Here is a 13,042-nt window from a genome sequence, read left to right as displayed (position 1 = left end):
GATAAAATGGCGGGACACTCACATTTTTCCCCAGCAAACGTTGAAGAGCATTTTGAATTCACTTCTGAAGGCAAAAAAAGAGTTATTTATGCTTTCATTGCCGGAGTAGTAGCTTTAGTGCTTGGAATATATCTATTATCCAAAGGGGAGGCTGGTGGCCATGAAGTTGCCAATGCAGGACATGAAGCTGTAAAAGCAGGTCATGAAGCTGCCTCAGAACACCTGTCAGGCGGAGCGATATCCCACCAACCAGCTGCAGAAGAACACTATGATTGGACGAATCGTATTTGGGCTAACGTATGGTTAAATGCCGTATTCTTTACTGGTATAGCCATCATTGGTATGTTCTTTGTTTCATTACAATACCTAACTAAATCAGGTTGGTCATCAGTAATGAAGCGTGTCCCTGAAGCATTTCCTAAATTCTTATACATCACCTTGCCAATCCTATTGTTAGTTTTCTTCTTCAAAGGAGATGCGATCTTCCACTGGATGCACCATGGTGTTACTGAAGTAGGCAATGAAAACTATGATAAAATCATTGCAGGAAAATCAGGCTATTTGAACAAGACATTCTTCATTGCTCGTTTAGTTGGATTCTTTGCCCTTTGGATTGGTCTTTGGACTGTACTTCGTAAGAAGTCATTAGAAGAAGATTTAATTGGTAGTACTGATTTATTTAATCAAATGGTTCGTATTTCAACGGCATTTATCGTTGTATTTGGTGCCTCTAGTTCCATGTTTGCTTGGGATTGGGTTATGTCCATTGATACTCACTGGTTCTCAACCATGTTTGGTTGGTACATGTTCTCTTCTTGGCATGTAACTGGATTAGCCGTTATTACTTTAACCATCTTATTGTTAAAGGATAAAGGTTATATGGCCTATGTAAATGAGAATCACTTACATGATTTAGGTAAGTTGATGTTTGCCTTTTCTATTTTCTGGACCTACGTTTGGTTTGAGCAATTCTTATTGATCTATTATGCTAACATGCCTGAGGAGATTATTTATTTCTTAGAGCGTTGGGAAGGTCACAACAAGATTTATAAAACATCAGAGATTTTGATGGTTTTCTTAAACTTCTTCTTCCCTTTCCTAGTTCTAATGACACGTGATGCCAAAAGAACTCGTATTTTCTTAAAGATCGCAGCTTTCTTTATCATCGTTGGACACTATATTGATTTCTACCAAATGATTATGCCGGGCGTTTTAGGAGGCCATGCAGGATACGGTTTAGTAGAGTTTGGAATGGTTACTGTTTTTGCTTCTGCGTTTATTTACATCGTTAGTGATGAATTAACAAAAGCTTCATTAATAGCTAAGAACCACCCATTCTTACCAGAAGCAGTTCACCACGATATTTAATATTTAAAAGCAAGATTCTAACAAATAAAACATATGAATTACCTAGTTGGTCTTTTATCCGTTGTATTCTTCATCTTAGCGATTACTGTAATCAGCAAGAGTTTGAAGCTTAACAAAAACCTTAGTGGTGAAAATGAGTCAGATTCTGCTCTAGATTCACATAATAATACCAATGCCGTTGGATTTTTACTCTTCTGGCTATTTGGAACTATTGCTGGTGTGTGGTCTTTCCTCCATTCAAAGCCTGATTTCTTACCGGAAGCTGCTTCAGCTCATGGAGTGAAAACTGACTCCATGTTTTGGATTTCCATGGCAGTGGTAACATTTGCATTTTTCATTACGAACACATTATTGTTCTTTTTTGCATTCCAATATCGTAATGATAAAAATAGAAAAGCTACATTTTACCCAGTAAACCATAAGCTTGAAATTATCTGGACTATTATTCCAGCGATTGTCATGGCTATCTTGGTATTCACGGGTTGGAGAACTTGGAGAGACATCACTTCTCAAGCACCAAGTAATGCTGTAGTCATTGAAATAACAGGTCACCAATTTGGTTGGTATGTACGTTATGCAGGTAACGATGATAGCCAATTGGGCAACATCAACTATAAGTTAATTGACGAAACCAATAGCTTGGGTTTAGACTTTACAGATAAAAATACATTTGACGATTTTACAGCCAGTGAATTACACCTTCCAAAAGGCGTACCCGTCTTATTGAAAATCAGGGCTCAAGATGTATTGCACTCGGTGTATTTACCTTTCCAACGTGTTAAGATGGATGCTGTACCAGGTATGCCTACTAAATTCTGGTTTACCCCAACTATTTCAACAGACGAAATGCGCGCCAAATTAGGTAAGAAGGATTTCAACTTTAAATTAAACTGTACAGAGATTTGTGGCCGTGGTCACTTCGGTATGGCTATCACTGTTTTTGTGGATGAACCAGCAGATTACAAAAAATGGGTATCAGAACAAAAACCATTCTTAACCATGAATCCAGCGTACTTATCTAAAGTCCCTGAGAATTTAAAAGCGAAAGCAAGTAAATATATTCCAGCTGAGCCAATCGCAGCAGATAGTACTGCTACAGAAGCTGTTAGTGTCAAATAATTAGAAAGAATTTAGCAAAAATAATACCTATGTCAACAGCCATATCAACTACTGAAGAAGTACACGCTCATGGACACGATCATGGTCATGATCACGAGCATGAACATCATGAACTTGGTTTTATCCGTAAGTACATCTTTTCAGAAGATCATAAGACGATTGCAAAACAATATTTAATATCAGGTATCCTATGGGCATTCATCGGTGGATCTTTATCGATCATCTTCCGTTTGCAATTAGGTTTTCCAGATATGAGCTTAGAATGGTTAAGACCTATTTTAGGAGAGTGGATTGATGAATCAGGTAAATTGGACAAAGAATTTTACTTAGCTTTGGTGACCATGCACGGCACCATCATGGTATTCTTTGTATTGACAGCAGGTCTTTCAGGAACTTTCTCCAACTTCTTGATTCCCTTACAAATCGGAGCACGTGACATGGCTTCTGGTTTTATCAATATGTTATCATATTGGTTCTTTGCCTTGTCATCTGTGATCATGTTCTCATCTTTGTTCATTGAAACAGGTCCAGCTTCCGGTGGTTGGGTGATTTATCCTCCATTAAGTGCATTGCCACAAGCTATGCCAGGTTCTGGATTAGGTATGACATTATGGTTAACCAGTATGGCCCTGTTTATTGTTTCACAATTAATGGGTGGGATCAACTACATCTGTACCATCATTAACTTGAGAACGCGTGGTATGACATTTACTAAAATGCCATTGACCATTTGGTCATTCTTCTTTACAGCGGTATTAGGTTTATTATCTTTCCCTGTATTATTGTCAGCCGCATTATTATTGATTTTTGACCGTAGCTTCGGTACATCTTTCTACTTATCTGAAATTTATATTCAAGGTCAAGCTCTTCCTAACATGGGAGGTAGCCCAATCTTGTACCAACACTTATTCTGGTTCTTAGGTCACCCAGAGGTATATATCGTATTATTACCTGCATTAGGAATGACTTCAGAAGTTATTGCAACCAATTCACGTAAACCTATCTTTGGTTACCGTGCCATGATTGGTTCCATGATGGGTATTACCGTGTTAGCCTTTATCGTATGGGCCCACCACATGTTCGTAACAGGTATGAATCCATTCCTTGGTTCGGTATTTATGTTCTTAACCTTGATCATTGCTGTTCCTTCAGCAGTAAAAGGGTTTAACTACATCACGACACTTTGGAAAGGAAATATCATATTTACTCCAGCGATGTTATTCTCCATTGGTCTTGTATCTCTATTTATTTCAGGGGGTGTTACGGGTATCATTTTAGGAAACTCGGCATTGGACATTAACTTACATGATACCTATTTTGTCGTTGCTCACTTCCACTTAGTAATGGGTGCTGCATCATTCTTTGGCTTGATGGCTGGTGTCTACCACTGGTTCCCTAAGATGTTTGGTCGCATGATGAACAAAACAGCTGGATATATCCACTTTTGGTTAACATTTGTAGGAGTTTACGCCGTATTCTTCCCCATGCACTACACGGGTATTGCAGGTTTCCCAAGACGTTACTATTCATTTACTGCTTTAGGAAATGATGGAGAAGCCGCATTCACTGATTTAAATGCATTCATCTCCATTGCTGCGATTATTACTTTCTCAGCTCAAGCTATTTTCTTCTTTAACTTCTTTTATTCCATTTTCAAAGGAAAGCGTGCTACACAAAATCCTTGGAAATCAAATACGTTGGAGTGGACAACACCGATTGTACCTGGACATGGTAACTGGGAAGGAGAAATTCCTGCTGTGTACCGTTGGCCATATGATTATAGCAAACCTGGTTCTGAGGCAGATTTTATCCCTCAAAATATCCCTCACTCTGCAACCCCAGAATCAAATCTTCCTGAAGAGAATGATGAGATTGCAAAAGAAAAGGAAATTGAAAGTTTATTAGCGGCTCAGAACGAGAGTTACAACCGATAAAAACCAATAACCTAAAAGATGCATCGAAATGATTCTCATTTGGATGCATCTTTTTTTTTCTCCCCACAACCATGACATTCCAAAAATTTGGCTTTGTTACTTTACTATGTATTTACCTGCTTATTTTAGCTGGAGGAATTGTTCGAAGTACGGGATCAGGAATGGGTTGTCCAGATTGGCCAAAATGTTTTGGGAGATTCATTCCCCCCACGAAAGAATCCGAGTTACCACTACATTATGAAATTACCTATAAGGAAAAATTACATGGTGAAGTTCTATTTAACCCCACTAAAACCTGGATTGAATACATCAACCGTCTTATTGGAGCATTAACAGGACTCTTTGTTTTAATTACAACCCTCTTAGCTTTCAAAACAGGGAAAAAAGAATTTATCCTTTCTTTCCTTGCCTTAATACTTGTTTTAGGCAATGCGGTATTGGGTAAATATGTCGTAGATTCCTTTCTTCTACCAGGCGTCGTCACCATTCATATGCTATTAAGCATTGGTGTCTTGTTTCTATTGTTTAAGGCCTTACACGTCAAACAAAGCTCCATCGAGATCCCATCTACGGTTCGAACTTTGATTCTACTTAACTTACTAGTCATTCTGGTACAAATTGTATTGGGAACTCAGGTGAGAGAAGAAATGGATCATGTAATTGTTCAGTATGGAGAACACGCAAGATCCGAATGGGTTGGTCATTTAGGTAGTATTTACATCATTCACCGAACCTTTTCTTGGGTATTGGTCCTGAGTCATTTGGTCCTTTGGAACAAAATCAAAAAATCAAAAATCAATTCTTTAAAAAACTATAGTACCTACTTGTTCGTTTTTTTAAGTATATCCTTAATCACAGGTATATTAATGGCTTATGTCAACTTACCTTTAGGAAGTCAAGCTGTTCATTTAACTATATCCCTCGTGATTCTGGGTTTACATATGAATACTTGGATTAAAACAAGCACAGCCGCATAAGATGTCACTCATTAAACCCTATATAGCCCTGTTAAAATCCAGACTATCGATTACGGTAGCATTCTCTGGTACCTTTGGCTATTTATTGGCTCCCGTTGAACACACCACTTTCCATATTATCTTAATCTCCTTAGCTGGTTATTTACTCACAGGAGCTGCCAACATCGTCAATCAATTGAAAGAAATTGATTTCGATAAACTGATGAAAAGAACAGCCAAAAGACCTTTGCCGACCGAGGTTTTACGACCTCAACAAGCCAAGATTTATGGCATTATCCTACTGTTGATTTCTTTAAGTTTACTCAGCTACTTGTCATGGAAAGCAGCCATTATTGGATTCATTTCGTATATTTTATATGGATTTGTTTACACTCCATTAAAACGAGTAGGACCCATTTCTGTATTTGTGGGTGCCATACCTGGTGCCTTTCCTCCCATGATTGGATGGCTGGCTGCTACACATGAATTTGGATGGGAGCCTGGCATTTTATTTGCCATACAATTCTTTTGGCAATTCCCTCATTTTTGGGCTATTGCCTGGGTCGCAGATGCGGATTACAAAAAAGCTGGATTTAAAATGCTACCTAATGATGGAAAAAAAGACATGAAAACGGCTTTTACCATCATGATTTATACCATATTTCTAGTACCCTTAGGACTCGTTCCTTATTTATTGCACATGACAGGAATACAATCGGCCATTATTGCGGTAATAGCCGGTACTTTATTCCTTTGCCAAACCTTTTACCTGATGATGCGCCCAACAGATAAAGCTGCTCGTTGGATGATGTTTGGATCATTTTTCTATTTACTTGTAGTACAAATTGCCTTTTTATTTGATAAAATTTCATAACATGAACGCAGAAACCAATTCCATAGAAGCCAAAGCGACACGTTCTGTGAATCCTAAAATATTCACCATGTGGTTGTTCATTGTATCTATTATTATGCTCTTTGCTGCTTTTACGAGTGCCTATCTTGTACGTAAAGCAGAAGGAAACTGGGTAGAGTTTCAGTTACCCAATTTATTTTGGATTAGTACAGTCGTCTTACTACTAAGTAGTGCCTCCATGCATTTTGCATTATTAGCCGCAAAAAAAGACCAATTTAATGCGTTAAGAATAAGTATTTCTATTACTTTTGTGCTCGGATTATTGTTTTTAGTATTACAATATTTCGGATGGGTACAATTAGTCGAAATGAACGTTTATTTCGTTGGTAATCCATCAGGGTCATTTGTCTATGTTTTATCTGGTCTTCACGGTCTGCATTTAATCTCCGGATTGATTGTATTAATTGTAGCACTAGTTGCTGCATTCCGTATGAAAATCAATGCCAAAGCCCTTACTCAAATTAAAATTTGTTCCACCTACTGGCATTTTTTAGATGCCTTGTGGATATATTTATTTTTATTTTTAGTGTTTAACAATTAAGCTATTACCTCATGTCAGTTGCACACGCTGCCCCTACTGTTCCTGAAAATTTAACTTGGACAGGTGGTTCTGAACCTCTTAAAGCTAGTTATGGAAAACTAATGATGTGGTTTTTCCTACTTTCTGACACCTTTACATTCTCGGCACTTTTAGTGACTTATGGAATGATTCGTTTCAGTCAACCAGCTTGGAAAGGAAGTCCAAGTGATTTCTATTTTTCAACACAACACTGGCCAATCCCAGAAAAAGTGTTTGAAGCAGTTCCATTCTTACACGGCATATCATTACCCTTGGTATTCGTAGGTATCATGACTTTCATTTTGATTGCATCTTCAGTAACCATGGTATTAGCTGTAGAAGCTGGTCACCGCGGTGACCGCAAAGATGTAGAAAAATGGATGTTATGGACTATCGTTGGAGGTTTTACTTTCTTAGGCTCACAAGCTTGGGAGTGGGGTCACTTCATCCACGGACCTGAAGATTTGTCATTAGCAGCTAAGCAATTGGTAGATGGTGTAATGACCCCAATTGAAGGAGCCAATTTAGTACGCAACCCATATGGCCCTCCAGCTTTTGCAGACTTATTCTTTTTCATTACAGGTTTCCACGGAACTCACGTATTTTCTGGAGTTATCCTAAACATTTTGATTTTCTTCAATGCAGCTACAGGTGTTTATGAGCGCAGAGGTCACTATGAAATGGTTGAGAAAGTTGGTTTATACTGGCACTTTGTAGACCTTGTTTGGGTATTCGTATTTACCTTCTTTTATCTTGTTTAATATTTAATTCCCTTAACATATGGCTTCGCACGTTACTGCACACGAAACCTCAGAAAAAGAAATTCCAGCTCCTCAAACTGGCGCTATTTGGAAAACTTTTTGGATTCTTTTAATTCTAACAGCAATCGAATTCGTTATTGCCTTTACATTGCCAGCTAACACCTTACGTGTAGCCATCTTTTCTGGTATGACGATCGTTAAAGCTTTTTATATCGTAGGAGAATTCATGCACTTAAAGCATGAAGTAAAAACGCTTATCTGGGCGGTTTTAATCCCTACAGTATTCGTTGTTTGGTTACTAGTAGCATTGATCTACGAAGGTGGACATTTGTATTAGTAGACCCTAAACTCTTATTGGCGCATGACTAAAAAGACAGGCATTTTATTAACCATTTTAATAGTGCCTGTCTTATTATATTTAGGCCTGCACGAATTTGGCAATAATCATTTTCAATTACCTCGCTACATTCCTGAAATTGATTCCACTACCGGTGAAATCAAAATGGAAAAACGAATCAATCCCCGTTGGAATGAATCCGACATAGATACCGTATTTTTCCGAATACCTCCCTTTCAGCTTACCGATCAAAAAGGAGCGCCATTTTCTTCCAAAGTGCTCGATAATCATATTTACGTGGCGAGCTTTTTCTTCACTCGCTGTACCACTATTTGTCCCAAAATCACGACTCAGGTAAGTCGACTGCAAGATGCTTTTAGTCAAGATAATGACATCAAACTACTATCCATCTCGGTTGACCCACATTTTGATACACCTGAAAAACTAGCTGAATATGCAAATCGTTTTGAAGCAAAACCAGGTAAATGGTATTTTTTAACAGGTGATAAGAAAACTATTTATCCCTTAGCGTTAAAAGGCTTTCATGTTCCTTTGGCGGATGCCTCTGAATATGATCAAGCCATAAAAAATCCAGATGAAACATTTATACACTCAGAAAGGTTAATACTGATAGATAAAGAAAAACACATTAGAGGATTCTATAATGGAACGGATAAAAAAGAAGTAGATCGCCTCATGATGGAAATCAAAGTATTAAAACGTATTTATGATAGTGAAAAATAATATGGCAGCTTACAAGATTGAAAATACCCCTAGAAATAATCAAATTGTTAACATTTTGTCCTTGGTCATACCCATTGCTGTGGCCATGTTAAATGCCATTCAAACCAAGCTGCCCTTGGGTACATGGACGAAAGTACTTCCGCATGTGAATGGCGTGTTGAATGCCACCTGTTCCATCATTTTGATTTTGGGATTTATTGCCATCAAAAACAAAAACATCGAATTACATCGTAAATTTATGGGAGTGGCTTTTGTATTAGGAAGCCTATTTTTGGTGTCCTATGTTAGCTATCATATTTCCAATGAACCAACCAAGTTTGGTGGTACTGGTTGGCTAAGACCTACCTATTATATTTTATTGTTTTCGCATATTTTACTTTCTATTGGTGTCGTTCGTTTAGTATTAAAGGCTATATTTTTTGCCTTAACGGATCAAGTTGAGTCCCATAAAAAATTAGTCAAATGGGCCTTTCCAATTTGGTTGTATGTTAGTGTTACAGGTGTATTGGTTTACTTGTTAATTGCCCCTTATTATGTGTAAGAAATTCATTACTCTCTTCTTCATTTTATTTTTTGTATTCGTGCAATTTGATAGTGCCGCCCAATGTGCTATGTGCCGTACTACGGTTGAAAGCACCATTTCTAATGGGCGCTCCAATATTGCCACTGGCTTAAATACCGGAATTTTATATTTATTATCGGCCCCTTATTTATTAGTTGGAGCTATTGCCTTTTTATGGTTCCGCCAAAGCAAAAAGGAACAACAAGAGCGTTTAGCTAAATTTAAGATTCGACAAAAGGTGAGTCAAATCCTAAGGCAATAATTAATCCCAAATAGGATATTGGGTCAATTTAATGGCCTCTCCAAAAAATAGTTGAGTGGACTTTTCAAACGAATCTGTATAGTCTGATACAAAAAATTGTCGGGAACCTATTTCGCCAGCTTGTATCGACAAATCATGTTGATTTAAAATACGTTTAATTTCTTGAGCCACAATCTGTGAAGTATCAATGACTGGAATTCGGCTTTGATAAAATTCATCTATCTGTGATTTGATTAAGGGATAATGCGTACAGGCCAAAATTAACCCCTCGATGTTTTTGAGTACATCTTGTTCTAAATATTCACGAATGATCTGTTCTGATATGGTATTATTAAAAAATCCCTCTTCAATCATGGGAGCCAATAATGGAGTAGCTAAGGATTGAATATGGATATCTTTCCCCAATGCTTCTGCCTTACGAGCATAGATCCCAGAATTCACCGTTTGCTTAGTACCAATCAAACCCAAAGTTTTGCCTGCCCAATGTTGATCCAAATATTGAATGACAGGGTCTATTACATTCACCACAACAGCCTTGGTCCCAACATAGGTTTTCACCAAATCATAGGCTGCCGCCGAAGCTGAATTACAAGCAATTAGAATCAACTTGCAATTTTTCTCTAATAATAAATTGCAAATTTTTACAGAGTATGCTTGAATGGCCGTTGCTGATTTGTCCCCATAAGGTAAGTGAGCAGTATCTCCAAAATAAATGATGGGCTCTTGTGGAATCAATTCCGTTATGGCATGAGCGAGGGTTAACCCCCCTATTCCACTATCAAAAATCCCAATGGGTGCAGAGTTTGGCATATATGTTAAATCTGCGTAAAGAAAGGAATTTTGAAAATCTTTTCAAACCCATGCAACCATTTATGTTTAATGCACATCTTTACATTCAAATAAGTTCTATAATCATTGAGTAAAACTTTACTACCCTTCAAGAGCGAACAAGAGTTAATTCAGGCTTGCCAAAAACAAGACCGAAGAGCTCAACAAATTGTCTACCAGGTAAACGCTGGCAAGATGATGGCGGTATGCAAGCGCTATTTAGGTGTAGGTCCAGATGCGGAAGATGCATTAATGGAGGGTTTCATGAAAGTCTTTAGTAAAATAGACAACTTCCAAGGCCAAGGAAGTTTTGAAGGGTGGATTCGAAAAATCATGGTGAATGAATCATTGATGAAAATTCGAAAAACAGCCAATCGCTATGACCAAGACATTAATGAAACATATGATATAGCTCATCCAGAAGATGCCATCATGCATCTGGGAGTTGAGGAAATTCAAAATTTAATTTTGGAATTACCTCCTGGCTATCGGACAATATTTAATTTATATGCCATAGAAGGCTATTCACATATTGAAATTGGAGATATGTTACAAATATCAGAAGGCACATCCAAGTCGCAGCTTTCACGAGCACGACAACTATTACAGAGTAAACTAAAGGAATTACAAGCATGAAGAAATCATCCGGTGACAATTGGGATTCCCTTGAAAAAAACTGGCGGGAAAAATTAGACTCACATAAAGAGGAAGTTCCAGCCGCTATTTGGAATCAAATTGAGAAAAAGCTTGACGAGAAAAAAGGAAAGGCTGTTCCTTTCATTATTCATCGTAGACAATGGTCTTGGGCGGCAGTTTTATTGATTTCCTTTGGTGTAGGTTGGTGGCAATTATCCAATCCAAACGCTCTAGTGGATGATTCAAAAATGGCCAACCACATACAAACTGAAATCAATGCTCCTGTTCAACATTTGCCAAATACGAGCACGCCAGAATTGGAAGAAATAAGTAGTTCAACAAATCCAAATGTTGTAAGTCATTCTGAGCCAATGCCCAGTCATGATATTCATTCCAATTTAAATCAAGAACCTAGAAATACTACCGAGTCTATTCCCGTAATAGAAGAAAGTAAACCCAATACCAACCCTGTTATTTTAGCCGATAATAGGACATTTGAAAAAGAAAAACCCGCTTCATTGGCGAAGGAAGAAAGTGTCGAAATGTTAATCGACATTCAACCGAGTCAAGCGAACAATCAAGAAAAAGAAAATAGCTATGTTCCGGAGCCTAGCAAAAAAAGACATTCCTTGTTTGCTCGTGTAGTGAAACAATTAAGACAGGCCATCGATGGAGAACCTGTAGATTGGCAAACTTTAAAGCAGGGAGACCCCAAACTAGAAAACAGTATTCACCAAGTGGCGAATACGTATATCAAAACCGAACAAGTAGTACAAAGAACATTTCAATTTTAAGTATATGAAAAATTTATTCATCTTAGGATTAATCCTAATTAGCACCGGTCTAATTGCTCGACCAAATCAAGATTCCTTATTATTAAAAATAGATAAGCGTAATCAAGAAATTATTGGTAATCCCAGTAATTCGAAAAAATCGTTGAAAGAAGAATTGCAAGCCATTTTTTCAAAAAATGGAATAGTCTTAGAAGATAGCTTATGGCAAAGTATCCGCAAGGCTGTTCAAACTGATAATGAGAAAGATACCTCAATTGCAGTTAGCATAGGCGGCAAAAATATCAATATCAAATTACATCAAGCAGGATTTAATGGATCTAAAAGCCTTTCATCGACCAAAACAATCTCAGCAGGATCGCCTGGCCCTAACAACAAACAAGTGGAAGTGGGATTCAAGGGAATACATGTCAAAGAAGGGAATGAGGAAGTCCATGTAGGTTGGAATGGAGTACAGGTAAAAGAAGGAGATGAGGTCACTCGGGTTATCTGGGGCAAAGATTCTACCAAAATTCAGGCCAAGGATCGAAATTTCTATCAACGTAAAGGCTTAAATCTTTATTTAGGTTTAAATGGGACTTCTGGAAATTTACCTGCCATGAGCATAGCCCAGTTTCCAGCCCCTTTATTGTCCACTGATTTTGCTTTAAAACCTTTGGGATCCCGATATGTTGGCCTTGAAATTTCTAGATCCATTCGACTAAGTTCTGGTAAAAAATCCAGGTTTAATTTAGGTTATGGTTTACAATTTGATTGGTATAATTTTATGTTTGATCACAATCGTATCATTCAAAAAGGAAATGATGCGGTTATTTTTCAACCGATTATTGATAGTAATGGAGGCGAAACCGTGTTATCAAAAAACAAAATGACGGTTAGCTATTTAACATTGCCCATTATGCCACATTGGACCTATTCCAAAGAATCAGCCGTACAAATGATTGGTTTAGGTGGCTATATATCCTATCGATTAGACAGTTACACAAAAGCCATTGAAGACAAAACAGATAATTTACATAAGATCACGTCCAATCTTTTTGTCAATCAAATACGCTATGGTGTTCGTGCAGAGTTTGCCTTGAAACATTTTCCTGATTTATTTTTCTCATATGATTTAAGTCCACTATTTGAGAAAGGAAAAGGACCCGATGTCCAGGCATTTAGCTTTGGTTTCCGATTATTATAAAATTAATTTAGAAATTTTTCACCAAGGTGTTTGTGGATACCAAAATTTGAGCTACTTTTGCGAACTATTTCAGTAAAACGTTTGAC

The 13,042-nt window shown here is 37.5% G+C and carries 15 protein-coding genes; 14 read left to right on the top strand and 1 reads right to left on the bottom strand.

The genetic code is table 11. The features are described from left to right. Positions 1-6 precede the first annotated feature (6 nt). The 11 genes from EWU23_RS06125 (at position 7) to EWU23_RS06075 (ending at position 9,515) form a co-directional block, all read left to right on the top strand. Complete coding sequence (locus EWU23_RS06125) at positions 7-1,368, top strand: quinol:cytochrome C oxidoreductase (protein ID WP_166229873.1); 1,362 nt, start codon at positions 7-9, stop codon at positions 1,366-1,368. A 33-nt stretch (positions 1,369-1,401) separates the two neighbouring features. Then, positions 1,402-2,487: a cytochrome c oxidase subunit II gene (locus tag EWU23_RS06120; RefSeq protein ID WP_166229871.1), complete on the top strand. Its 1,086-nt coding sequence runs from the start codon at positions 1,402-1,404 to the stop codon at positions 2,485-2,487. 29 nt (positions 2,488-2,516) lie between these two features. Beyond that, a complete protein-coding gene (locus EWU23_RS06115) occupies positions 2,517-4,421 on the top strand; it encodes a cytochrome c oxidase subunit I (protein WP_166229869.1) in 1,905 nt (634 codons plus the stop codon). A gap of 71 nt (positions 4,422-4,492) precedes the next feature. Then, positions 4,493-5,398: a COX15/CtaA family protein gene (locus EWU23_RS06110; protein WP_166229867.1), complete on the top strand. Its 906-nt coding sequence runs from the start codon at positions 4,493-4,495 to the stop codon at positions 5,396-5,398. 1 nt (position 5,399) lies between these two features. Beyond that, entirely contained in the window at positions 5,400-6,251 is an 852-nt protein-coding gene (gene cyoE, locus EWU23_RS06105) for a heme o synthase (RefSeq protein ID WP_166229865.1), read from the top strand. Between the two features lies 1 nt (position 6,252). Continuing rightward, on the top strand, positions 6,253-6,831 hold the full coding sequence (locus tag EWU23_RS06100; protein ID WP_166229863.1) for a cytochrome c oxidase subunit 3: 579 nt from the start codon (positions 6,253-6,255) through the stop codon (positions 6,829-6,831). Between the two features lie 11 nt (positions 6,832-6,842). Next, a complete protein-coding gene (locus tag EWU23_RS06095; protein WP_166229861.1) occupies positions 6,843-7,610 on the top strand; it encodes a cytochrome c oxidase subunit 3 in 768 nt (255 codons plus the stop codon). 19 nt (positions 7,611-7,629) lie between these two features. After that, on the top strand, positions 7,630-7,947 hold the full coding sequence (locus EWU23_RS06090; RefSeq protein WP_109321973.1) for a cytochrome C oxidase subunit IV family protein: 318 nt from the start codon (positions 7,630-7,632) through the stop codon (positions 7,945-7,947). Positions 7,948-7,971: 24 nt separating this feature from the next. Beyond that, positions 7,972-8,691, top strand: a complete 720-nt coding sequence (locus tag EWU23_RS06085) for an SCO family protein (protein WP_166229859.1) — start codon at positions 7,972-7,974, stop codon at positions 8,689-8,691. Then, positions 8,675-9,232, top strand: a complete 558-nt coding sequence (locus EWU23_RS06080; protein ID WP_235942164.1) for a DUF420 domain-containing protein — start codon at positions 8,675-8,677, stop codon at positions 9,230-9,232. The genes EWU23_RS06085 and EWU23_RS06080 overlap by 17 nt, the downstream gene beginning before the upstream one ends. Next, a complete protein-coding gene (locus EWU23_RS06075) occupies positions 9,225-9,515 on the top strand; it encodes a hypothetical protein (protein ID WP_166229857.1) in 291 nt (96 codons plus the stop codon). Before EWU23_RS06080 ends, EWU23_RS06075 begins: the two co-directional genes overlap by 8 nt. Here EWU23_RS06075 and murI read toward each other — a convergent pair whose 3' ends face one another. Further along, complete coding sequence (gene murI / locus EWU23_RS06070; protein WP_166229855.1) at positions 9,516-10,325, bottom strand: glutamate racemase; 810 nt, start codon at positions 10,323-10,325, stop codon at positions 9,516-9,518. Between the two features lie 105 nt (positions 10,326-10,430). Between murI and EWU23_RS06065 the strand changes: the two genes are divergently transcribed. From EWU23_RS06065 to EWU23_RS06055, 3 genes are read left to right on the top strand one after another with little or no spacing between them, the layout of a single operon-like run. After that, positions 10,431-10,979 (top strand): RNA polymerase sigma factor, encoded by a 549-nt coding sequence (locus EWU23_RS06065; RefSeq protein WP_166229853.1) that lies wholly within the window; start codon positions 10,431-10,433, stop codon positions 10,977-10,979. After that, a complete protein-coding gene (locus EWU23_RS06060; RefSeq protein ID WP_166229851.1) occupies positions 10,976-11,773 on the top strand; it encodes a hypothetical protein in 798 nt (265 codons plus the stop codon). Before EWU23_RS06065 ends, EWU23_RS06060 begins: the two co-directional genes overlap by 4 nt. Positions 11,774-11,777: 4 nt before the next feature. Beyond that, the gene (locus tag EWU23_RS06055; protein WP_166229849.1) at positions 11,778-12,956 is read left to right on the top strand and encodes an outer membrane beta-barrel protein; all 1,179 of its coding nucleotides are present in this window, start codon (positions 11,778-11,780) and stop codon (positions 12,954-12,956) included. Positions 12,957-13,042: the final 86 nt, after the last annotated feature.

It is taken from the genome of Aquirufa beregesia (assembly GCF_011090385.1).
Classification (GTDB): domain Bacteria; phylum Bacteroidota; class Bacteroidia; order Cytophagales; family Spirosomataceae; genus Aquirufa; species Aquirufa beregesia.
Note: the sequence above shows the minus strand (reverse complement) of the source record. Positions and strands in the feature narration are given on the sequence as shown.

Excerpts from the sequence above, each read along its gene's own strand:
- EWU23_RS06125 (WP_166229873.1), top strand. The coding sequence starts at position 7 with ATGGCGGGACACTCACATTTTTCCCCAGCAAACGTTGAAGAGCATTTT.
- EWU23_RS06120 (WP_166229871.1), top strand. The coding sequence starts at position 1,402 with ATGAATTACCTAGTTGGTCTTTTATCCGTTGTATTCTTCATCTTAGCG.
- EWU23_RS06115 (WP_166229869.1), top strand. The coding sequence starts at position 2,517 with ATGTCAACAGCCATATCAACTACTGAAGAAGTACACGCTCATGGACAC.
- EWU23_RS06110 (WP_166229867.1), top strand. The coding sequence starts at position 4,493 with ATGACATTCCAAAAATTTGGCTTTGTTACTTTACTATGTATTTACCTG.
- cyoE (WP_166229865.1), top strand. The coding sequence starts at position 5,400 with ATGTCACTCATTAAACCCTATATAGCCCTGTTAAAATCCAGACTATCG.
- EWU23_RS06100 (WP_166229863.1), top strand. The coding sequence starts at position 6,253 with ATGAACGCAGAAACCAATTCCATAGAAGCCAAAGCGACACGTTCTGTG.
- EWU23_RS06095 (WP_166229861.1), top strand. The coding sequence starts at position 6,843 with ATGTCAGTTGCACACGCTGCCCCTACTGTTCCTGAAAATTTAACTTGG.
- EWU23_RS06090 (WP_109321973.1), top strand. The coding sequence starts at position 7,630 with ATGGCTTCGCACGTTACTGCACACGAAACCTCAGAAAAAGAAATTCCA.
- EWU23_RS06085 (WP_166229859.1), top strand. The coding sequence starts at position 7,972 with ATGACTAAAAAGACAGGCATTTTATTAACCATTTTAATAGTGCCTGTC.
- EWU23_RS06080 (WP_235942164.1), top strand. The coding sequence starts at position 8,675 with ATGATAGTGAAAAATAATATGGCAGCTTACAAGATTGAAAATACCCCT.
- EWU23_RS06075 (WP_166229857.1), top strand. The coding sequence starts at position 9,225 with ATGTGTAAGAAATTCATTACTCTCTTCTTCATTTTATTTTTTGTATTC.
- murI (WP_166229855.1), bottom strand. The coding sequence starts at position 10,325 with ATGCCAAACTCTGCACCCATTGGGATTTTTGATAGTGGAATAGGGGGG.
- EWU23_RS06060 (WP_166229851.1), top strand. The coding sequence starts at position 10,976 with ATGAAGAAATCATCCGGTGACAATTGGGATTCCCTTGAAAAAAACTGG.
- EWU23_RS06055 (WP_166229849.1), top strand. The coding sequence starts at position 11,778 with ATGAAAAATTTATTCATCTTAGGATTAATCCTAATTAGCACCGGTCTA.